Raw genomic sequence first — 21,967 nt, 5'->3', positions numbered from 1 at the left:
AATGAGCGGTCACGCGTTAGCGAAAGGGTCGGTCACGATGTACCGAAACGGGCGGTCACGATGGGCCGAAATACGCACAGCACGGCATCAAGAAAACGATTTGACGCTTTTTCGGACCTCGAGAACATTGACCGCTGAGCCTCCGTTTCAAATTGAAACTTCAGGGCCCATTTCGATGTTTTCGCTTTGCGCTTACCTTTCATTACCGCCCCCACGCTCTTGGTGAGCCAAATGGTTTGCTGTCGCGCCGATCACAATCAGCTCCCCCTCCTCCATTTGCTAAGGAAGGGCGGCAGCTGGTTGAGCTCAGCGGAGAGTGGATCACAGGGTTCCGACACAGGCGAACCATTGGCCCCGCTGAACCAACACTGATATGGCCTGGTAATCGGATACAATGCACATCAGAAAACGGCCAACAGTTGCTGGCGATAATTCTTCGAAAAGCTTATTTGATACGTCGACGCAGGGGACAAATCGACCTGCGATAAAAATTTCTGCGCTGTAGCGGAAGTTGTTGAGCTGCCTGAATCTCCAATGAGAGCTTTCACGGAGCTATCCAACTCATCTTCGATTGAGCAAGCCTCAGGTGCACGTGCACCTACAGCGCACACAACAGCCAAATCTTCCGGCAGATCATCGGCGATTCGCTGAGAGAATCGCTTCAATGTCGGCTCCGCCAAGACGAACAACCAAGCTTGATCGTCAATCTCGCCCATACGCCGAAGAACTCTTCCCAGCACCTGCCGGTAATGCAGCTCAGTACGAATTCGACTGAGGTAGCAGCAAACTTGAAGCCGGGGAATATCAGTCCCCTCGCTGATCATTCCCACTGCAACAATCCAACGGCAGTCGCCATTTTTGAACGCGTTGATTACCTGTTGCGCGTCCGGGGTTCTGGTTGTCACGACTTGGAAGCTTTCACCCTTGTCCTTCAGCGCCGTAGCGACTTGGTGTGCATGTGCAATATTTGTGGCAACAACCAAGCCCGCGGCATTCGGTTTAAGCATTCGCACTTCATCGAGTTTCTTGCTCCCCAGGTCGAGCAACTGGCTAAGCGCTTCCTCATGGCAAATCAAGTCTTCGTATGAGACCGGAGACTCACGCAGTAGCTTAGCGATGCTGGGAAAAAGCTTGACGGTACTGTCGTTCGCGAAATCCTCACGGAGTCTCAGCATCTGGTTATCGAGCAGGACGATGCGAGGTGACCGACAAACTCCGTCGGAAATGGCTTCTTTGAGGCCGTATCGATAGTCGCAAATCAATCGGCCTTCCGGGTTGGAGTAACGAGCCAGAGCAATGCCCCTGTCATCGGAGCGCCATGGCGTACCCGACAGAGCCAAGGTAAAGGCGGCCCGGTCCTGCATATTCAAAAGAATTTGTTGCCCCCAGGCATTGCTCAAAAGCGGATCGTGTCCTGAGCAGTGATGGATCTCGTCGAATACCGCAAACACGCGATAGTCATCGAAAAGCCTCCAGAAGGCGTCATCCTGGTGTTCCATGGCTTGATAGGTACTTGCGGTTCCAATGGCACCGATAAGTCCATCCAAACGCCTCCCCAATACAGCCGAGAACGTAGTGCGAAAACCGTCGACGACTTGGCACGAGGGAGCAAAACACAGCACGAGATCGATCTTTCCCTGCTCTAACAAACGTCGAGCGAGCTCCGCGGCCATCCGAGTCTTCCCCGCCCCAGGTGTGGCTTGGCAGAAAAAGTGCGGCGTTGAGGTGTAGTGTTCCAACGCGATCTCAATGCATTGGCTTTGCCATTTTCTCGGCGATGCTTTCATCGTGCGGACGTGACTGTCTTGAGCGTCTTTTCGACCGCTCGGAGATGCCCTAAAAGACGAGAGCTTCGGTCTCGGGCTTCCAGATACTCGCCTTCGACTTGGTCTTTCAGATGCGGCATTTCGTCGAGTAGCTGCTTATAACGCTCCGCCTCTCCCATTGAAGAAAGGAAGTCGAGCCGAATCTCTTTGAGTATGGATTCCAGGTGCTCGATCACACCTGCGTCTGGCTGCTCTGGATCAGTACTTTGCAAGGGTTGATGAGACGGTTTGTTCGCCGGCTTAGCGCTGCTTTCGTACCCATTGTCAATGAGCTCCACCTGCAAGTTCGCCGGAATGCTCTGCCAGTGATAGATCTGACCCCGCTTTTGTCGTTTTTCATCCTGAGTGACCCATCCGGTACGCAGCATGCGTCGGATCTGCTCATAGACATATCGACGCAAGTCGCTGCTGTTGAAAGTCATACCCGTCAGCTGCGCAGCGTAGGCGTCACGTAGATCCTGGGTCGTAAACTGGCGTAGATGCCCCTGCTGAAACAGGTCGTAGAGCCGCCTGTCGAGGATGAATGAATCGGGTTTCATGCAGGCACCTGGAAGGGAAATTCGCGGAACGGCCAAAATGCGGATTATAATCCGTGGTTGATTCATCCGCAAACGCACGATAGTGCCGCCTCAGTGGGAACCGAGGCGGTTATGCATCAGCTTGCAAAGGCATTGGGTGAAAGAATACGGAGACAAAGGAAGGCCAAAGGATTTTCCCAAGATGCCTTGGCGCACTCCTGCAGTGTCGATCGTAGCTATATGGGGCGTATTGAGCGCGGTGAAGTCAACATCACCGTGGAAAAGCTATATCGCATAGCCACCGTATTGGAATGCGAGCCGCATTTTCTCTTGCCTGAATCGCTGTCTCTCCATGAATTGGCTTCTGATCTGACGGCAAGCGACTGAGCCAATAATCATGCGTTGACATGGATTTCGCCATCCTTATCGGATTTCGTTCCCGACCGAACGCCCTAGTGACTGGGCGCTTCCCTGCCCCTCGAGTTCCAAATGATCCATGCGGAACAGGCCGTCAAAATCTGCGCGCTGTCATGCGATACGGATCTGCCAGATAATAAGTGGCAAAGATCCAACCATGAAGGTGCACCATGCTTGCCGAAGTGCTGAAAGAGGATTTTTATCGTGCTTTCCGGGGCCGGTTTTCAGAACTACTCAATCTCCCTATTGACGCTTCAGACTCTGATCTCAATGAGATGATCTTTGCAGGTTTTTCAATCGACCGGTTCAATATTTTTTGCGAGCTGGGCAAAATTCCCCCACATCAACGTGAACACATTATCTCTCACAAGACACTTAGCTTCCGGTTGTCGCGCGGGCAGAAACTTACAGTAGATGAGAGTGACCGCCTATTCAGAAATGCCTATATCTTGGCTATGGCGGAGGTGGTGTTTGGGAATGGAGAGAAAGCCCGGTCGTGGCTTTCGAAGCCCAAGAGTCGTTTTTCAGGAAAGGATCCAATAGCGATGCTCGCAACTACATCAGGTTCCCACCAGGTCGAGGAGATGCTAATACAGGTTGCAGAAGGCATTGCGTTCTGATCGCAAACGCCATTGGCCTACATATCGGGTTTTTAGGTTCATTTCTGTGCTGCGGGATATTGCTTTTGTACTTGCTGAGCGTTCAGGCCTCGAAGCCCTGACCATAATCATGCCGACGCGCAATGTTGCGGTGTCAAATCCGCAGTCCTGTAGCCAATGTTTCGCGGCATGACCGTGTTCGCTGCGTTTCGGTGCTCGGCGCGGTTGCATCCTCTTGATCCAATTTTGAAGTTTTTCGTCTCGAGTTCCACCATCCGCTTAGCTCTGTGAGCTACGTCATTTCTAGGGCGCGCCTGTGTTCGCTTTTTTCTTGCGAAGCGTCCTCGCCTTCATTGCCTTTTTGGGCTTGACCACAGCATCTCCGCCTCGCTTGGTTTCGCGGGATTGTCTGAAGATGCCCAACGCTTCCTGCGCCGGATGGCTAGAAAGCTGAAAAGCACTCAATCTTCTCTGGCCTGAAAATATACCGCTACCCAACTGTGCACTACGTTTACTTTAAATCCTCGATAAAGCGTCTCGTCATCTTCCGTGGTGGATTGTTCAGCTAGTTGCGGAATTGATCGACGCCAGATTTACAGCCTCCCAGCAGCCACGCTGCTCTAGTTCCTGAAGAAAGCTCCTGAAGCTACGCCGGCGTTGGTCGGAGCCGCTCGGAATGGCAAGTCGCGTAGTCGAAACCATTACGCTTCCCGCCATACATCGGTTAATCGTCAGAAATTCTGGGATGAGTTTGTTCGGCTCGCACAACCACGCCGTGATCCATACCTGTCATAAATCCGCTCTCCTCTGACAAAAAAGAGCCTTTTGTTTACGTTCAACGTCCCTGCAATTCCATGAGGCGCGCAGCTCTTCGATCAGGCGCGTAATTGAGCAATGAAATACGCTTCATTCCGAATTATGATTTAACTAGATAGTTAGCTATCTATATAATGCACAGATCATTTCAACGGGACACTTAACGTGAAGCAGAGTCACCGCCTCTCGGGCATATCAAAATTCATTCTGGTCGGGTTGGGCGTGATCATCGCCCTCCTCGGTTTGGCGCTTGCTGCGGGCGGCGTGAAGTTGGTCAGCCTGGGAGGCTCCTGGTACTTCCTGGTGGGTGGGCTGGTGATGGCCGTTTCCGGTCTGCTGATCGCTCGCTTCAAAACGGCAGGTGCCTGGTTGTTCGCTGCGTTTCTGCTGGGCACGGCGATCTGAGCGGTGAGTGATGCCGGGCTAGTTTTCTGGCCGGTGTTCTCGCGCCTGTTCATGTTCAGCGCCGTAGGCCTGGCGGTCGCGCTGGTCTCGCGTCTGAATCAGCGCTCGCGTGCGCTCACTCGGCATTGTCATGGTCTCCTCCTCTCACGAACCGTATACGGTCTAACGGCGCTGAGCTTGATGGATGCCGACGAAGTTTTTTGCACCATCAGCCACCTCAAAGCCTACACCGAAAACTAGATTGCACACCGACGCAATCGCCCGGATCCGCCCGGGCTTTTCGCGAATCAAGCCCCACTCTCCTCCCCCGGCGTTCAGCCAATTGCGCCTCCGCGCGCCAAAAACTCCAGTAGGTTTGAGAACCTTGCATTATCAAACCTACTATTCGTTCCCAATACCAGGGAGAGCGGGCTCTCTAGTGTCTTTGAGGTGTTGGGGGATGCGGACAAAAACTTGGACTGGTTATGCCGCGAGGCCCAGGCTCCGGCGTTTTTCAAGGTAGTTGTCGCGTCAACCGTCTAACTATGCCGCTCTTTTCTCGACCTGTTGCTCTCGATCCGGGTTCAACAGCACGGTGCCGATCGGCTCCCAGTTACGTGTTCGACCCGACCACCGTTCCGGCTTTTTCTCTTTGGCTCGTTCGTACAGCTCATGTCGCCGGGCCAGGACCTGATGGTCCAGTCCTCGATGCCGCTCAGTCGGTGTGACGAACCGGATACGGCTATGCCGGTGTTCGTTGTTGTACCAACGCATGAATTCCCTCACCCAAGCTCGTGCGGCGTCCAAACTGGCAAAACCATCCTGCGGCCATTGCGGGCAGTATTTCAGTGTTCTAAACAGCGACTCCGAGTACGGATTGTCGTTGCTGACCCGCGGGCGCCCCCGTGAAGGCGTGATGCCCAGTTCGTACATCTTGCTCAACAGCGTCACCGATTTCATCGGCGCTCCGTTGTCCGAGTGCAGCACCAGCGGTTCGTGTAAACACTGCTCGCCGATCACGCTGCGTTGCAGCAGGGCGGCGGCTTTCTCGCCGCTTTCTGCGTCGTAGACCTCCCAGCCCACGGCCTTGCGGCTGTAAATATCTTCGATCAAATAGAGGTAGTAATACTTGCCGCGTATCGGCGACGGCAAATACGTGATGTCCCACGACCACACCTGATTAGGCGCTTTGGCCGCATGCGTCGTCGGTGCTGCGTACCGCCTGGGGCGCTGACTACGGCCTCGATGTTGCTGTTGACCCGTTGCTCGCAAGACGCGATAAAACGTCGCCTCCGACGCCAGATAGCGCCCTTGATCGGCCAGGCGCGGCACGATCTGGCTCGGCGGCAGATGGGCGTACTCCGGGCTGTTGCACAGCGTCACAAGGGTCTGTCGTTCGACCTCGTTCAGTGCATTTCGCGGCGTTGGCCGTGTGACAGTCGTTCGGGCATCGGCCTGGATAACGTCTGTTTCAGTCCACCGCTGCAAGGTCCGCAGCGATAGACCGATTTCCCGGCAGGCACTGATTTTTCTGGCTCCCGCCGCGACCGCTTGGCTCAGCCAGTCAACCAGTAACTGCCGTTCTGGCAAAGATGTCAGCTGTCCTCGTTGTCGGTCCCCCAGTAGTCGTTGAGCTTTTTTCGCAGCACCAACAACGCGGCTGTTTCAGCGAGCGCCTTGTCTTTGCGGCGCAGTTCGCGCTCAAGTTCCTGGATACGTTTCTTATCTTTGCGAGACTGCTCCCGATCTTCTTTTTGCTGGGCCTTTTCCGATTTCTGGCCGGTGATGAAGGCTTGTCGCCAAGCAGTAATTTGCTCGGGGTAAAGGCCCTTGCGGCGGCAATACTCGCCCAAGTCGATCTCGGACAAACCGGCCGCTTCAAGGACGACAGCAAACTTGGTTTCGGCTGACCAGTTCTGAGTCGATTGTTTGTTTTCGGACACTGCACTTCCTTCAGAACTGAGCTGCTTGCGCCAGTTGGACAAAGACATTTCGCTGACCCCTTCGCGCCGGGAAACCTCGGCCATCGACAGGTTCAGTGGGGGAAGCAGCATCTTGAGTAATGCGGCTCTGCGTTCGGGTGAATAGTACGGCACGACCAGTCTCTTTCCGCCCCCGATATGCTTTTTCAGGAAAAACCGGAGAGGCGACAACTATCCTGACACCGGGGGGCTCTCACGCTGGGTCAATTTTCAATCAGCGCCGACATCTTTGAGGGGAGGCCAGGCACCAACGAGATCTTACAACATGCACGTTGAGGGCACACTGTATCCTCAGGGGTTACTCGCGATCAAAGCCCTACAGTTCTCAACTTCTTGCTCACATCCCATCCCTTAAAGGGCGTCTGCAGTTGAGCCTTCGGCATAAATTGCGGATCGATTCAATTCACAACCAGCGCCCCTGCTCTTTCCGCACCAAAGCGTGCATGGCGTCAACGCTCAATGACAAGGCGGCAGCGCGACGCTTTGCAACATGTGCAGGTGATAGGAAACGCTTGGTGCTCTCGCTAGCGTTGGATAGACAGATGGCCTGGAAGTTCGCTTCATCAGCCCGCCCCGAGAGCATTCGACGGGTGCGATCATCGAACAACATGAAGCGGATGGGATTCAAACGCAGTAACGCCCGCCACTTGGCATCCAACGAGACAAAAAACGGAATGTGAAATGCACCATAGCTATTTTGTGCGGCCATACGCTCCAGTAGTCGTAAGTGTGAGATATCCCAAGCCATTCCCTTTACTTTTTCAAGCATCGTGTGCGAACGACCAGTGACAGGCCCGAAAAAGGGGGCCGGCTGCTTGGTCGCTATCCCCTTCCAGATCAGACTCAAATCGGACATCGGAATGAAACCTAGATCATTGACGCAGTAGTCGATCAGTTTTCCGAAAATCGTCTTCACATCTCGATTGGGAACATGCCAAAGCCCCGCCAGCCTCAGCAGCAAGGCCTCTGTCGCCAAGGCCGATGCCTCATGACGCAAAAAATCTTCGTTCGTGTGAAGGTCGCAAACCAGCTGCACAGCCGCTGGGCGAAGTCTCTCCTTAAGGGCGTCGATCGATTCACCATGGAAGTGCAGCTCCTCCGTATCTTGGTAGCGCTCCCAATCGAGATAGTCCAAAGTGCGGAACGCGACGAGCGTGTCGATCGGTCGCTCGTTACTGGTGTCATCTCTTGCCAGCCGGACATTTTCATAGAGAAACGGCAAGATATCGAATTGAACCTGCGGATTGTTCGCCTTCAACATGAGAACACTTTTGACCCGCGTAATATCCTGATCACTAGAAGCCGTTTGCTGATTGATCAGCCGCCTTAATCTTTCAGCAAAATTCGAGTCGAAGCTGAGCGAGTAATCAAGCAAAAGTTCGGAGCGACCGGCCTGTAGCGCTCCCTGCACCGCCGTCTCCGCTGAGACAAAGAAAGCCCTAGGCCCCTGAATAACCGGTATTATAAATTCATTGCCATCCACACCAAGGCCAAGACTCAGGTCTATTCCACCTGGTTGGTCCGTACTAACCAGGCTTCTCAGTGCTGCGCACTCAGCAGCGCGCTCATCAAGCTGCTGCCAAGCCTCCTGATGATTGAAAACTACCGCTCGATACAACTCATCGATTACTGCCGGCTGCACACGCTTCCTCCTTGATACAACCCACGCCCCTGGAACGCCCTCAGTCAGTTTTGAGGGCCAACAGGCATCTGCTGAGACTTAATTGTTGAGCGCCGAGAGCCTCAGCGCAATTGCAGATGCACTTTGCTTGACGCCTGCTCAGCTATCCAAAACTTGCTAACTTTCAAGGTCGATGACGGAGTTCAAAGTTACAGCACAACTCGCTTCATCGCGAACAAGGTTCGCTTAGCTAGGAGAGCTCCATTTTTTTGGTGCTGGATTATCGCTGGGCTATTTCAAACCCCAGCCGTTGAAGCGTAGTTCGCTCTGCGACTTTCAACTTCTTGACCGCCCAGACCAGGAGATTTTTGGGCCTTGAGCTCGCGACATAGGCGAGCCTTGCCGCCTCCAAGTTCTTGTCACCAATCCAATCCGCCCAATGTGACTGATCCCCTCGCCTGGAAGCTGAAACCAGCATTGTCGCTTCGTGGGTTTCACCCTTGATCTCATGAATCGTCGCCAACCGGACGCGACTCTGGTGCGACGCCACCAAAGAAAGTCTCTGAGTGACAAGTTGCTCACCGAGCCCCGATGGGGAGCGCAACCCAAGCGCTGCCAATGGTGCAATTGCCACAGCGATATCTGCGATGACAAAGACCTGCATTGGCAGCTCATTAAGACGGGCCTTGGCCACCCTACACCACCCTCTCCAGTGCTGCCCTGCGACAGAAGCGCCCGCGCTCGTGACAAATGCCAGCGCCTGATGAAGAAACAACCGCCATTCGAGCTCGGACTCGACATCCACAGGGCAGTGGAAGGAATTGGGTTTTGCCGAATAGCCCAACTTGCTTGCCAGCCACCCTCCAAAGAGCGCGAGCGACTTCTGGATAGCGAACACAGATTCATTGCCCGCCAAGGCGCACGCCAGTGCCAAGCGCTCGGTATCGTTCAGATCGTTGACGCCACTGAAAAAACGGTTCAGCGTCGAATGACCGCGCGAGACGATCACCCGGTTCGCGTAGCTGTCACTGAGGCTCATGAACAGAGGCATAGCTTCAGAGGGACAGTCGTCATACTCGACAATCACTGGCGCAGCAGGATGAATCGCTGGATTGCCGTGAATTTTGTTCCCCGGCACCAGTTCGGAGCACAGGTCGACAATTGCCTGCGAACTGCGAAAGTTTTGACGTAGCTGCAGACAGGTGAATCCATGATCGCGGATGAAACACATGACACGCGCAGGATCCGCATGGCGAAATCCGTAAATCGACTGGTTGAGATCCCCCACGATATGCATTTTCACGCCCAGCCCGAGCAAGCCCTCCAGGACGGCCAATTGCTCCACCGAAAGATCCTGACACTCATCGATCACCAGAAATGGATAACGCAGGGCTAGTCGCGTACAAAAGGCTGACAACTTTGCCTCCTGCAGGATCTGAATCGCGAGATGCTCGACATCCCGGTAGGTGGCAAAACCTGCCGCCTTGAAACGCGTCTTGGTATCCCTGAGGTCACGCAGTTGCCAATCGGCCAAGACCACTGCGTTCAGCTTGCGGTCCAGTCCAGGCTCGCCCGTTCGGAAAACAAATTTGTCCGTTGCCAGATCAAAGTCGTACTGGCTGGCGGGAACGCGGATGTGTTCTATGGCATATTTGGTTTTGAGGTACACCGTTGACGAGGAGTCGACCAACTTCAGCCGGAAATCACCGTCCTTGCCGGCATAGCCGGTTAGCCGATGGGCCACAGGCGCCACGATGCAATTTAGGATGAAGCTGTCAATCGTCGACACCCAGTGCGGGTACGCCACCGGAGCCCGCTGTCGGTGGGCGATCAGCCGAGTTTTCAGTTCATTGGCGGCGCTGTTGGCAAATGACAGCAGCGCGATCCCCCCCGGATACCCCTGCCAATCCTCGATTTCGCGAGCCACCTTGGCAGCAATCACCTCAGTTTTCCCGCTCCCTGGACAGGCCTCAAGGTAAATATTTTCGTCAATGTAGGAAGCGAGATACCCCTGCTGCTCTTCGCTGGGAAAGGTCATTAGAGTGGCTCCTCAGCGATACAGCACGCCCAGCAGATGGCCTGCTTAATGTAGTGCGGTACGGCAAAGGCGCAATCGCCCTGTTCGAGCTTGTCGGCCAGTAGTTGCGCGTACAGCCCCTTCCCCATGCTGTTGGAATCAATGCGCTCCAGGAGCTCGTACGCATACTCGGCTTTCTGCGATTCAGACAGTCCACCAAAGTCGGCCGCAAGCATGTCCTTGAACGAAGCCTTGACCGGGCCATCCGTGGGCCAGTTCTCATAGGCGACTTGCAACATGACTGGCAGATTGTCCGCTGTCATCGCCAAGTCGTACTCAAAGGTTTTTAGCTCGCCACTAAACAATCGCCCGTACTGGGATATCGCAATGGTCGGGATCAGGGCCAGAGCAGGGTTGGTACCGACAGCCAAATTCCCTAGATGCGGTTTCACGACCACTTCGACAAGCTGCTCCTGTACCAACACCTTCTGGGTTTTGGCCGGATCCTTGTCGGTGAGACCTGCGCAGGGAATGGGCAGGTTACGGCTACGCAACTGCCCCTCGACCTCACAAAACAATTGCATGAAATGGGCGAAATAGATGCCATTTAGATTGATTACAGATACCCCGTAGTCATCTAGGGTGTTCAAACCTTTGCCGCGGTTCGCGAGGACGATTTTCGCCAGCTCTGGCAGCGCAATGGCCTCCGCCACGCCTTCTACAAGGATGACGCCTTTGGAAAAGAGCAGATTGGACTTGGTTACATCCAGCCAACGGTCGATAAACCGCCGACTCGGTTCCGACAGGCCGCAAAAGCGCGCAGGAACGGCCAGCGGTTCGACTCCGCCGTTGATATGGATGATGTTGTTGATAGAAACAGCCGACGAGATCACCGTGGAATGGGTGGTGATCACCACCTGAATATTCTTGTTGAGGGCCACCTCCTGCAGGTGCTTTAACAGCCTGATCTGAAGTTGCGGATGCAGGTGCGCTTCCGGCTCCTCAATCAGCAGCAGCTTATGCAGTGTGCGCTCCCCCGGGCCCTCGCCATCTTCGACGATCAACTCGGCGAGGATGGAGGCGATATAGAGCAGATTGTTGTAGCCCAGACTGTTCTCATCCAGCGAGCGGAACTGTGATAGTTCGGCTGGTGATCCATTGGGAAAATACAGCAAACGCAAGCCTTCGACGATCCTGGTGAAGTTGGATTCCGAAAACTGAATCGTCGTGTTTTGCGACAGCCTTTCTCCGAGGGCTGCACGCAGGCTACTGGAGATCAAGGCATTCGCTCGTTTAATGTCTTGTTCATCGGCCAGCTGAGAGTTGAAGTCTGCGACTTTCACTTCAAGCGGATGCAATGTTCCGCTCTTGGCGCACGCCTGTAATTGATCCTTGCACAACGCCTTCATCAGCTTGGAGAGCCTTGACTGTCGCCCCTCCCGCAACTTCTGCTCCGCATCGCGCAGCGGGGGCAAATAGATGCAGTGAATCAGGTCCAACGTCTGTTGATTAAATATCCCCGTCCTTATCGCTCCGCCCCAGAGCTCCTGGCTGTAGCGGCCGCGCATTTCGCGGTTGAGCACAGTTAAATTGAGCACTGCTTCGTCCTGCTCGCCACACCAAGAGTCAAGCGCTACTTTCTCGAAGACACTGAGGTCGCCGAAAATCGCCTGGATGGCGAAACTGGACGCAGGCACTGCGTCAAGCTCAAACGACTTGTGGAAATCGCGTTCGTTGACCGAACGTTTTCCCGACTCCGAATCTTGAAAAAGCTGGCGCAACGCATTTATCACGCCCGTTTTGCCCGCGCCGTTCTCCCCAACCAACACGTTCAGCCCTGCATGAAGCTCAATCGTGAAACGTCTACCGAAACTCTTGAAGCCCTCGATCTCTAGCTGTCTCAAGTACATTAAATTTCATCCCTTCAATTTAACGCTCGGCACGTGCGCTGGCTTGCGCGTGCCCGGTGATACTGACCAATGTCGCCAAATACCCAGGGGATGTCCATAGGCCATTAGCGGCAAAATTGTGACTGGTGCATCAGGAACAATCCCAGCACTGGCGTACCGGACGCCACATCCCCCGCACCGTCCGTGCAAAGTGGCGGTGAGCTTGTCGATGGTGATCCAGCGTATGGTCTTCCCCGACATTTTCAGTCGAGCTGACGTCAGGAGGACTGCTCATTCAATCCAGAGCGTGAGCGACCGCTCTTGGAGCGCCACCGATCGTGATTTTTCCTGGAGAGAAATGACTGGGGTATAGCCAATCCTCATATCCAACAGTTGGTCGAGGCGCTCGCGCTCCTCGGCAGAAAGCGAGCCCGGCGTCTCGGCGCGTTGCACGCGGCGACGGCGCACGATCACCGCGATGATCACCACACCTCCCAGCAGCAGGCCGGCGGGGCCGAACCAGAGCAGCGCGGTCTTGGCGTTCAGGGCCGGTTTGTAGCGGACGAAATCACCGTAGCGATCGACCATGAAGTCGATGATCTGCTGATTGTCCTTGCCCTCGCCGAGCATGCGGAAAATCTCTTTTCGCAGGTCGGCGGCGATCGGTGCGTTGGAGTCGGCGATGTCCTGGTTCTGGCACTTGGGGCAACGCAGCTCCTTGGTCAACTCGCGAAAACGCTCGCGATCACCTTCCTTGGCGAACTCGTAGGTGTCGATGGCGGCGTGGGCCACGCCGGCCAGGCTCAAGCCCAGTGCAACGGCGGCAATCCAGCACTTCATGGCTTGGCCTCGTCGACCAGCGCCTGGTACTTGGCCGCCAGTTTTTCACGCCAGACCTGCTCGTCGATAACGCCGACGAATTTGTCGCGGATGATGCCCTTGGCGTCGATGAAGAAGGTTTCCGGGGCGCCATACACACCGAGGTTCAGGCCCAGGGTGCCGGCGTCGTCGCGGATGTCCAGTTGATAGGGGTTGTGGAAGTCCGCCAGCCACTTCAAGGCGTCGACGTTGACGTCCTTGTAGTTGATGCCGTAGATCACCACGCCCTTTTCAGCCAGCTTGTTCAACACCGGGTGCTCGACCCGGCAGGAAATGCACCAGGTGCCCCAGACGTTGACCAGCGCCGGCTTACCGAGAATGTCGGCACGGGTCAGGGTCTTGTCGCCCTGCACCGCCGGCAGGGAAAACTCCGGGAAGGGTTTGCCGATCATCGCCGAGGGCAACTCGGCCGGGTCCAGGTACAGACCGCGATACAGGAAAACAGCCACCACCAGGAAAATCGCCAGTGGCAACAGCATCAACCAACGCTTCATGCAGTCGCTCCAGACATGCCCAGTGCTTCACGCACACGGCTTTTCACCTTGACCCGATAACGTCCGTCCAGCGCTGCCAGCAACCCGCCCAGACCGGTGAGCAAACCACCGAACCAGATCCAGCGCACGAACGGCTTGACGTGCACGCGTACCGCCCAGGCGCCGTCCCCCAGGGGTTCGCCCAGTGCGACGTAGAGGTCACGGGTGAAACCGGCGTCGATCCCGGCTTCGGTCATCACCGAGTTCTGTACCGTGTAGAGGCGTTTTTCCGGGTGCAGCACGCTGACTTCCTTGCCGCCCTTGATCACCCGAACGGTGCCCTTGTCGGAGGTGAAATTCGGGCCTTCGAAGTGTTTGGCGCCTTCGAAGATAAACTGATAACCGCCCAGGGCCATGGATTCGCCGGGCGCCAGGCGCAGGTCGCGCTCGGCACTGTTCTGGCTCGACAACACCACGCCCAGGGCGCAAACGGCGATGCCCAGGTGTGCAACCTGCATGCCCCAGTAGCTGCGGGTCAGGGTCGGCAGGCCTTTGATCAGGCCTTTGTGGCGAGTCTTGTCGACAATGTCACGCGCACCCGCCAGCAACACCCAGGCCGCGAGCATGAAGGTCGCCAGCACCGCCCAGTTGAAATCGCCGTAAGCCACGCCAGCCACCACCGCCAGCGCGGCGCTGCCCAGCAGTACCGGGGTGAGCATGCTCAGTAGCCACTTCACCGGGGTGTCTTTCCAGCGCACGATCACGCCGACCGCCATCACCAGCATCAACAAGGCCATCAACGGAATGAACAGTGCGTTGAAGTACGGCGGGCCGACCGACAGCTTGGCGCCGGTCATGGCATCGAGAATCAACGGATACAAGGTGCCCAGCAGGATCATCGAAGCCGCCACGACCAGCACCAGGTTGTTGCCCAGCAACAGGGTTTCCCGGGACCAGAGGTTGAAGCCGACCTGGCTCTTGACCACCGGTGCGCGCAAGGCGAACAGCGTCAGCGAACCACCGACCACGAACAGCAGGAAGATCAGGATGAACACGCCGCGCTCGGGGTCCGAGGCAAAGGCATGCACCGAGGTCAGCACGCCGGAACGCACGAGGAAAGTGCCCAGCAGGCTCAACGAAAAGGCGGCAATGGCCAGCAACACGGTCCAGCTCTTGAACACGCCACGTTTTTCCGTGACCGCCAGCGAGTGAATCAGCGCGGTACCCACCAGCCAGGGCATGAACGAGGCGTTTTCCACCGGGTCCCAGAACCACCAACCGCCCCAGCCGAGTTCGTAGTAGGCCCACCAGGAGCCGAGTGTGATGCCGATACCGAGGAAGGCCCAGGCGACGATGGTCCACGGACGCGACCAGCGCGCCCACGCGGCATCCAGACGACCGCCCATCAGCGCTGCGATCGCGAACGCGAACGCCACCGAGAAACCGACGTAACCCATGTACAGCATCGGCGGGTGCACGATCAGGCCGATATCCTGCAGCAATGGATTGAGGTCGGCGCCATCGCTGGGCATTTGCGGCAGGATGCGCTTGAACGGGTTCGAGGTGAGGATCAGGAACAGCAGGAAACCGGTGCTGATCATGCCCATCACTGCCAGCACCCGTGCCAGCATCACTTGCGGCAACTGCCGGGAGAACACCGACACGGCGAACGTCCAGCCGCCGAGGATCAGCGCCCACAACAGCAACGAACCTTCGTGTGCGCCCCATACGGCGCTGAATTTGTAATACCAGGGCAAGGCACTGTTGGAGTTGCTGGCGACATAGGCGACAGAAAAATCGTCGGCCATGAACGCATAGGTCAGGCATGCAAAAGCGAACAGCAGGAAGGCGAACTGCCCCCATGCCGCCGGCTGGGCCAGGCTCATCCAGAATCGGTCACCGCGCCAGGCACCGACCAATGGCACGACGGCCTGAACCAGCGCAAAACACAGCGCCAGGATCATGGCCAGATGGCCCAATTCGGGAATGAAGATGCCGGAAGTCATGGATCAACCCTCCTTAGCGGGTGTTGGGGCGGATTGACCACTGTCTTTCAACGCCTTGGTCACTTCCGGCGGCATGTACTTTTCATCGTGCTTGGCCAGCACTTCATCGGCCACCACCACACCTTCGGCATTGAGCTTGCCCAGGGCGACGATGCCCTGCCCTTCGCGGAACAGGTCAGGGAGGATGCCGCGATAAGCGATGGTCACGGATTTGTTGAAGTCGGTGACGACGAACTTCACGTCCAGCGAGTCGCTGGAACGCTGCAGCGAGCCCGCCTCAACCATGCCGCCGGCGCGGATGCGCGTGTCCTGCGGGGCTTCGCCATTGGCGATCTGGGTCGGCGTGTAAAACAGGTTTATGTTCTGCTGCAAGGCACTTAGGGCCAGGCCCACGGCAGCGCCGACCCCGACCAGGATCGCCAGAATGATGATAAGACGCTTTTTACGCAGCGGATTCACTTGCCGTTCTCCCGGCGCAGACGACGCGCCTCTTGTTGCAGATACCGCTTGCGGGCCAGGATCGGCGCCGCCACGTTGAGGGCCAGCACCGCCAGGCAGATGCCATAGGCCGACCAGACATACAGGCCATGATGGCCCATGGCGAGGAAGTCGCCGAATGAAGCAAAACTCATCGAACGACCTCCAGGCTGTTTTCGACTTCGGCCTTGACCCAACTGGCCCGGGCTTCGCGCTTGAGCACTTCAAGGCGCATGCGCAGCAGCAACACCGCGCCGAAGAAACAGTAGAAACCCAGCGCCGTCAGCAGCAACGGCAGCCACATCTCGGCGGGCATCGCCGGTTTTTCCGTGAGGGTGAAGGTCGCGCCCTGGTGCAGGGTGTTCCACCACTCCACCGAGTACTTGATGATCGGGATGTTGATCACGCCGACAATGGCCAGCACCGCGCACGCCTTGGCCGCGCTGTCACGATTGCTGATGGCGTTGCCCAGCGCAATAAGACCGAAGTACAGGAAAAGCAGAATCAGCATGGACGTAAGGCGTGCATCCCAGACCCACCACGAGCCCCATGTCGGCTTGCCCCAGATAGCCCCGGTGACCAGCGCCAGGGCGGTCATCCAGGCACCGATGGGCGCCGCGCACTGCAGGGCGACGTCGGCCAGCTTCATCTTCCACACCAGCCCGACGATGCCGCACACCGCCAGCATCACGTAGATGGACTGTGCCAGCATGGCGGCCGGAACGTGGATGTAGATGATGCGAAAGCTGTTGCCCTGCTGGTAGTCCGGCGGCGCGAAGGCCAGGCCCCAGACCATGCCGACGCCGATCAGCAGCAACGCCGCGACGCTCAACCATGGCAGCATTTTGCCGCTGATACCGTAAAACCATTTGGGCGAGCCGAGCTTGTGAAACCACGTCCAGTTCATAGTGTTTCCATCACGGCTGGTCTTCGCAATGAGAGTCAAGGTCTGCCTTTTCTGAACGCGCAACCTATTGCCCTTTGCACACGCCTCGCGACCTGTGCAAAGGTTCGCCGTACTGCCGCCAGGTGCAGACCGTGATAAGCGAAGGTTGCCAACAGCATTGCGCCGATCGCAGAGTTCTCGAATCAGCCGAGATCGCCACCACTTACTGGCAGGGTCACGCCAGTGATATAAGAGGCGTCATCCGAAGCAAGGAACAGGATCGCTCCGACCTGCTCGTCGAGGTTGCCGTAGCGTTTCATCAAGCTGCTATTGATGGTCTGGTCGACGATCTGCTGGTACCAGACCTTCTCTTCGGCGCTCTGCTCGGCGGTATTGCGCGGCACCCGCCGTGGCGGTGCCTCGGTACCGCCAGGCGCAGTGGCATTAACACGCACGCCGCGACCGGCAGTTTCGAAGGCCAAGCAGGCCGTCAGCGCGTTCACCCCGCCCTTGGCTGCGCCGTAGGGCACGCGGTTGATACTACGGGTGGCGATGGAAGATATATTGACGATGGAGCCACTGCCCTGATCGAGCATGTACGGTAGCGCTGCATGGCAGCACCATAGCGTCGGGAACAGCGAACGGCGTACTTCAGCCTCAATCTGCGCCGCTTCGTAGTGCTCGAAGGGCTTGGCCCAGATAGTCCCGCCGACATTGTTGATCAGCACATCCACGCGCTCAAAACGCTCGACCGCTGCAGCCATCACCCGGCTACATTCGCTGTGCTGCTCAAGGTCAGCGGTCAGGGTGAGCACGCCCTCGCCCGCCAGCTCGTGGACCAGTTCGGAACGATCAACCGCCACCAAGCGAGCGCCTTCGGCCAGCAGCCGTTCGCACACCTGCCGTCCAATGCCCTGCGCCGCGCCGGTGACCAGCGCGACCTTGTTGTCGAATCTGTTGTTCATGACAACCTCCAGTAAAAAAGGGACCGGCCGTACCAGCACGATGCGGTCGACCCCGTAAACGGGTTCAGGCTACGGCCGCTGCGAACTTCTCGTAGTAGAAGTTCGCAGGCGTGATGCCCTGTTCGCGGATGTAGTGACTGACCGCTTCTACCATCGGGGGCGGACCACACAGGTACACATCGACATCGCCTTCGTTTAGGTGGCGTGGCTCGATGTGCTGGGTGACGTAGCCCTTGAGCGGATATTGGCTTTCCCGGTTGGCCACGCAGGCACTGAAGGTGAAATTGGGGATACGCACAACGAAGGCCTTAAGGCGATCCAGTTCAACCAAGTCGAAATCGTTGGTCACGCCGTAGATCAGGTGCACAGGATGCTTGCTACCCTTTTCGGCAATCTTCTCCAGCATTGCGGTGAACGGCGCCAGCCCCGTGCCACCAGCTAACATCAACAGTGGACGTTGGATCTCACGCAGATAAAAGCTACCCAGCGGCCCTGCCAGGGTCATGCTGTCACCGGTCTTGGCCAGACCAGTAAGGAAGCTACTCATCAACCCGCCCGGCACGTTGCGGATCAGGAAGCTGACCTCGCCGTTTTTCTGCAGAGAGCTAAAGGAATAGGCGCGAAACTGCTCGCTACCGGGCACGCCGAGGTTGACGTACTGCCCAGGGAGGAATGACAGGTTGTCCAGTGCCTCGCCCTTGATTGATAGCGCAATGGTACTGTCGGATAGCTGGCGTACCTCGCTGATGCTGGCCTGGTAGCTGGCCTGTTCGGTCTTGCAGACCTGCGACGAGGTCGGCACCCGCACCACGCAGTCGCTCTCTGCACGCATCTGGCAAGTCAGCACATAACCGAGCTGAGCCTCTTCTTCGCTCAGCGCGTCTTCGATGTATTCCTGGCCCAGGTCGTAACGGCCGACCTCAGCAAAGCACTTACAGGTACCGCAGGCGCCGTCGCGGCAGTCCAGAGGAATATTGATACCCTGGCGGTAAGCGGCATCTGCCACGGTTTCGTCAGCGGTGGCGTCAATGAAGCGGGTGACCCCGTCCTCAAAATTCAAAGCGATTTTGTGCATGACGCACCTCGTGAATAGCTGCAATCAGATGTGGTAGATATCGATAACCTGACGGACGTAGTCGTTCTTGAGGACCACTTTCTTGGCCTTGATCAGCGGGCGCTCGCCGCGCACATCAAGGGTGTAGAAGCTGGTGCCAAAGTAACTGTCGGTGGTCTTGTAGCGAAAGCTCAGGGTGTGCCAGTTGAAGCGCAGGCGACACAGCTCATCGCCTTGCTCGAGCAGTTCCAGATTGCTAATGTTATGCGAGGTACGGGTATCGGGCATGGTCGCGCTGGACCGCTCGGTCTTGATCCGGAATATCCGGTCTTCCAGGCCTCCACGGTTGCCGTACCAGATCAGCGAGATTTCCCGCTGTGGATCTTCGGTAAGTTGGTCGTTGTCGTCCCACGCAGGCATCCAGAAGGTTGCGTCGGTGGCATAGCACTCCAACCAATTGTCCCACTGGTTGTCGTCCAGGTAGCGCGCCTCTTCGTAGAGGAAGTCACGCACTTGCTCAAAAGAAATGCTCATTAAACGGTCTCCACTGGAATCAACTGCTGATCGGTAGCGAGTGCTTTGAGCATGGTTTCCTGCCAGTACTTGTGTTGCAGTACGAACAGGCCTTCATCTTCGGTACGCACGCCGCTGAGCAGTGGGTGCAGATCGATTTCCTGGGCGGCGGCATCGGCACCTTCGACCCAGTGTGCGGCACCACGGGACATGTCGTTCCAGCCACGCCCACCCTGGTAGCCCACCTGGCAGGAGCGGAATTCTTCGAGGTCATCCGGTGTGGCCATGCCACTGACATTGAAGAAGTCTTCGTACTGACGAATGCGTTGCGAGCGCGCATCAGCACTCTCCCCTTTTGGGGCGATGCAGTAGATGGTGATCTCGGTCTTGTCCACGGCGAGTGGCCGTGCAATGCGGATCTGCGAGCTAAACTGGTCCATCAGATAAACGTTGGGGTACAAGCACAGGTTGCGCGAGTTCTCAATCATCCAGTTGGCGCGGGCCTGACCGAAGTCGGCGGCCAGTTCGTCGCGGCGCTCGAACAGTGGACGGTCCTCTGGGTTGGCCCAACGGGTCCAGAGCAGTAGATGACCCTTGTCGAAGGAATAAAAACCGCCACCATTCTTGGCCCACCCACCGGCACTCATGGTTTTTACTTCATCGCCGGCCTCGCGCAGCTTGCGCTGGGCCTGGGTGGCAGCATAGTTCCAGTGCACGGCGCTGACATGGTAGCCGTCAGCACCGTTTTCGGCGGTCAGCTTCCAGTTGCCTTCATAAATATACGAGGAAGAGCCGCGCAGCACTTCCAAGCCTTCGGGCGACTGGTCGACGATCATGTCGATGATCTTCGCCGATTCACCCAGGTGCTCCACCAGCGGTACTACATCGGGATTGAGGCTGCCGAACAGAAAGCCGCGATAGGACTCGAAGCGAGCGACCTTTGTCAGGTCATGGGAACCTTCGCAGTTGAAGCTCGCCGGGTAACCGGCATCAACGGGATCCTTGACCTTAAGCAACTTGCCAGAATTGTTGAAGGTCCAGCCGTGGAACGGACAAGTGTAGGATGATTTATTGCCGGTTTTGTGTCGGCAGAGCATGGCGCCACGATGGCTGCAGGCGTTGAGGAAAGCATTGAGCACCCCATCCTTGTTGCGAGCGATGAAGATTGACTGACGCCCCATGGTGGTAGTGAAGAAGTCATTTTTCTCGGGGATTTGGCTTTCGTGGGCAAGGTATAGCCAGTTACCTTCGAAGATATGTTTCATTTCAAGGTCAAACAGGCGAGGGTCAGTGAACATCTCGCGTTTGCAGCGGTAGACGCCCTTATCACGATCTTCTTCAAGCAAAGAGTTAAGGTATTCGATTCCCAAGGACATAGCCGTAGCCTCCGTTGTTATTATTCAGGCCTACATAAACTAGCGCTCACCATCCCAGATGGATATCCGATTACTGCCGATCACCATCCGTTTTTTGCTGCACTAAAGTAAAGCGAGCTCTTTAATTCTAAAAACAACAATCATGCCGAGACATCCAAATCAAGCCCGACGCATTAAAGTTTCAGATGGCAGTTCGCCAAATCGATCCTTATAAAAATTAGCAAACCTCCCAAGATGAACAAAACCGTAGTCAAACGCCAATTCAGTTATGCTTTTAATATTGCATGCGGAATCAGTCAGGCACTCTCGAACCCTGTCCAATTTTCTGCCTCTTATATACCTCTTCGGAGAGACACCTACATGTCGCTCAAACAGTGTATAAAAAACACGCACACTTACACCGGCTAAATCAGCTAGCTCCTCGACACGTATATCCATATTGCCATCAATATACGAGTCGATTTTCTCCAGCATTACGACGATTGTTGCATTATGCTTCGTGCGAAGCACATTAGACTTTAACAAGCTCAGCATTTTTGCTGCAAAAATGTACTGATAGCTTTTATCAACTCTATAAGTTCTATTTTCTGATTCGGCTTCCTTACACATCATGGCTAGCAAGGCAGCTAGACCTTCAACATCAGCTAAATGATAGAGCGTCTCTATAAAACGAATTCCGTGCTTGGGGTAGGCCCATCGCTGCTCAACACAGACGTCTTCGAGAACCTTCAACGGCACCTTGAGGATAAACTTCTCACAATCTTCAGAGTAAGTAAAATCCACTGGGTCATCTGGGTTAATCACTATCAACTCACCCGGCCGAAGACGAAGGTAACGCCCTTTAACACGCCACAAACAACTCCCGCGCAATATAACCTGGATATGATATACATCATTCAATGCAGACGAGCTTACCCTTACACTCCCCCCGTAGGTGATTCGGCATAGATCGAGATCCGCCAAGGCACGGTGACTCAAGCTAGCTCGCACACCTCGATAATCAGTTAGAGCTATACAATGTCGGCCAATGTATTTATTGACATAGTTCGAAACATCTTGCGGCTCAGAAAATTCAAATATTAGGCTCTGCTCGGTAAGAAATAATACACTCATCGCGATGCCTTCGTATAATTAGACCGTATCACTGCAATGTGTCGCCTCACAGAAACCTTCAGCAATAGGTGTGCCATACACAAAATCATCGTCGCAGACGACCTCAGCGCCCGGATCATGTTCAAACCTTGAACACTTCAGCGCACCGCATGAGCA

18 protein-coding genes and 2 pseudogenes are annotated in these 21,967 nt (G+C 56.0%); 3 read left to right on the top strand and 17 right to left on the bottom strand.

The annotated features are described in order from the left end of the window. Positions 1 to 401: 401 nt before the first annotated feature. Together AC3WWR_RS20525 and AC3WWR_RS20520 are read right to left on the bottom strand one after the other, a co-directional pair. Positions 402 to 1,787: a DEAD/DEAH box helicase gene (locus AC3WWR_RS20525; protein WP_401315330.1), complete on the bottom strand. Its 1,386-nt coding sequence runs from the start codon at positions 1,785 to 1,787 to the stop codon at positions 402 to 404. Further along, positions 1,784 to 2,365 carry a VspR family transcription factor gene (locus AC3WWR_RS20520; RefSeq protein WP_401315332.1) on the bottom strand — a complete coding sequence of 194 codons (582 nt, stop codon included), beginning with the start codon at positions 2,363 to 2,365 and terminating at the stop codon, positions 1,784 to 1,786. The genes AC3WWR_RS20525 and AC3WWR_RS20520 overlap by 4 nt, the downstream gene beginning before the upstream one ends. 111 nt (positions 2,366 to 2,476) lie before the next feature. Between AC3WWR_RS20520 and AC3WWR_RS20515 the strand changes: the two genes are divergently transcribed. From AC3WWR_RS20515 to AC3WWR_RS20505, 3 genes and pseudogenes are all read left to right on the top strand, one after another. Beyond that, positions 2,477 to 2,731, top strand: a complete 255-nt coding sequence (locus AC3WWR_RS20515; protein WP_401315333.1) for a helix-turn-helix domain-containing protein — start codon at positions 2,477 to 2,479, stop codon at positions 2,729 to 2,731. Between the two features lie 200 nt (positions 2,732 to 2,931). Continuing rightward, positions 2,932 to 3,381 carry an Xre family toxin-antitoxin system antitoxin gene (locus tag AC3WWR_RS20510; protein WP_401315334.1) on the top strand — a complete coding sequence of 150 codons (450 nt, stop codon included), beginning with the start codon at positions 2,932 to 2,934 and terminating at the stop codon, positions 3,379 to 3,381. Between the two features lie 960 nt (positions 3,382 to 4,341). Next, a pseudogene (locus AC3WWR_RS20505) lies at positions 4,342 to 4,678 on the top strand (membrane-bound PQQ-dependent dehydrogenase, glucose/quinate/shikimate family); the annotation flags it as partial. A 425-nt stretch (positions 4,679 to 5,103) separates the two neighbouring features. Here the strand turns inward: AC3WWR_RS20505 and AC3WWR_RS20500 are convergent. The 15 genes and pseudogenes from AC3WWR_RS20500 to AC3WWR_RS20430 all read right to left on the bottom strand — a co-directional run bounded on the left by AC3WWR_RS20500 (position 5,104) and on the right by AC3WWR_RS20430 (position 21,811). Continuing rightward, positions 5,104 to 6,656 (bottom strand): IS3 family transposase gene (locus AC3WWR_RS20500; protein ID WP_492599014.1). Its coding sequence is split into 2 segments (ribosomal slippage): positions 5,104 to 6,194 and positions 6,194 to 6,656, totalling 1,554 coding nucleotides; the frame shifts between segments, so codons are not numbered across the junction. Between the two features lie 289 nt (positions 6,657 to 6,945). Continuing rightward, complete coding sequence (locus AC3WWR_RS20495; protein ID WP_492599013.1) at positions 6,946 to 8,184, bottom strand: hypothetical protein; 1,239 nt, start codon at positions 8,182 to 8,184, stop codon at positions 6,946 to 6,948. A gap of 259 nt (positions 8,185 to 8,443) precedes the next feature. Further along, entirely contained in the window at positions 8,444 to 10,201 is a 1,758-nt protein-coding gene (locus AC3WWR_RS20490) for a UvrD-helicase domain-containing protein (RefSeq protein WP_492599012.1), read from the bottom strand. After that, complete coding sequence (locus AC3WWR_RS20485) at positions 10,201 to 12,090, bottom strand: ATP-dependent nuclease (RefSeq protein ID WP_401315339.1); 1,890 nt, start codon at positions 12,088 to 12,090, stop codon at positions 10,201 to 10,203. Before AC3WWR_RS20485 ends, AC3WWR_RS20490 begins: the two co-directional genes overlap by 1 nt. Positions 12,091 to 12,453: 363 nt before the next feature. Continuing rightward, a pseudogene (locus tag AC3WWR_RS20480) lies at positions 12,454 to 12,909 on the bottom strand (cytochrome c-type biogenesis protein); the annotation flags it as partial. Further along, a complete protein-coding gene (locus AC3WWR_RS20475; protein WP_492599011.1) occupies positions 12,906 to 13,442 on the bottom strand; it encodes a DsbE family thiol:disulfide interchange protein in 537 nt (178 codons plus the stop codon). The gene AC3WWR_RS20475 and the pseudogene AC3WWR_RS20480, both read right to left, overlap by 4 nt. Next, a complete protein-coding gene (locus AC3WWR_RS20470) occupies positions 13,439 to 15,427 on the bottom strand; it encodes a heme lyase CcmF/NrfE family subunit (protein ID WP_492599010.1) in 1,989 nt (662 codons plus the stop codon). Before AC3WWR_RS20470 ends, AC3WWR_RS20475 begins: the two co-directional genes overlap by 4 nt. Before the next feature lie 3 nt (positions 15,428 to 15,430). Next, the gene (gene ccmE, locus AC3WWR_RS20465) at positions 15,431 to 15,886 is read right to left on the bottom strand and encodes a cytochrome c maturation protein CcmE (protein WP_401318349.1); all 456 of its coding nucleotides are present in this window, start codon (positions 15,884 to 15,886) and stop codon (positions 15,431 to 15,433) included. Further along, positions 15,883 to 16,059, bottom strand: a complete 177-nt coding sequence (gene ccmD / locus AC3WWR_RS20460) for a heme exporter protein CcmD (protein WP_008055370.1) — start codon at positions 16,057 to 16,059, stop codon at positions 15,883 to 15,885. The genes ccmE and ccmD overlap by 4 nt, the downstream gene beginning before the upstream one ends. Beyond that, positions 16,056 to 16,811 carry a heme ABC transporter permease gene (locus tag AC3WWR_RS20455; RefSeq protein WP_492599009.1) on the bottom strand — a complete coding sequence of 252 codons (756 nt, stop codon included), beginning with the start codon at positions 16,809 to 16,811 and terminating at the stop codon, positions 16,056 to 16,058. Before AC3WWR_RS20455 ends, ccmD begins: the two co-directional genes overlap by 4 nt. A 182-nt stretch (positions 16,812 to 16,993) precedes the next feature. Next, positions 16,994 to 17,755 (bottom strand): 1,6-dihydroxycyclohexa-2,4-diene-1-carboxylate dehydrogenase, encoded by a 762-nt coding sequence (locus tag AC3WWR_RS20450; RefSeq protein WP_492599008.1) that lies wholly within the window; start codon positions 17,753 to 17,755, stop codon positions 16,994 to 16,996. Positions 17,756 to 17,819: 64 nt separating this feature from the next. Further along, positions 17,820 to 18,830 carry a benzoate 1,2-dioxygenase electron transfer component BenC gene (benC, locus tag AC3WWR_RS20445; RefSeq protein ID WP_401314403.1) on the bottom strand — a complete coding sequence of 337 codons (1,011 nt, stop codon included), beginning with the start codon at positions 18,828 to 18,830 and terminating at the stop codon, positions 17,820 to 17,822. Positions 18,831 to 18,854: 24 nt separating this feature from the next. Beyond that, the gene (benB, locus tag AC3WWR_RS20440; protein ID WP_401314401.1) at positions 18,855 to 19,343 is read right to left on the bottom strand and encodes a benzoate 1,2-dioxygenase small subunit; all 489 of its coding nucleotides are present in this window, start codon (positions 19,341 to 19,343) and stop codon (positions 18,855 to 18,857) included. Then, positions 19,343 to 20,698 carry a benzoate 1,2-dioxygenase large subunit gene (benA, locus tag AC3WWR_RS20435; RefSeq protein ID WP_401314399.1) on the bottom strand — a complete coding sequence of 452 codons (1,356 nt, stop codon included), beginning with the start codon at positions 20,696 to 20,698 and terminating at the stop codon, positions 19,343 to 19,345. Before benA ends, benB begins: the two co-directional genes overlap by 1 nt. A 159-nt stretch (positions 20,699 to 20,857) precedes the next feature. Continuing rightward, positions 20,858 to 21,811: an AraC family transcriptional regulator gene (locus AC3WWR_RS20430; protein ID WP_401314398.1), complete on the bottom strand. Its 954-nt coding sequence runs from the start codon at positions 21,809 to 21,811 to the stop codon at positions 20,858 to 20,860. Positions 21,812 to 21,967 lie beyond the last annotated feature (156 nt).

This window comes from Pseudomonas sp. EB271-G4-1 (genome assembly GCF_058791355.1).
This window is presented reverse-complemented; position numbering and strand designations above follow the sequence as displayed.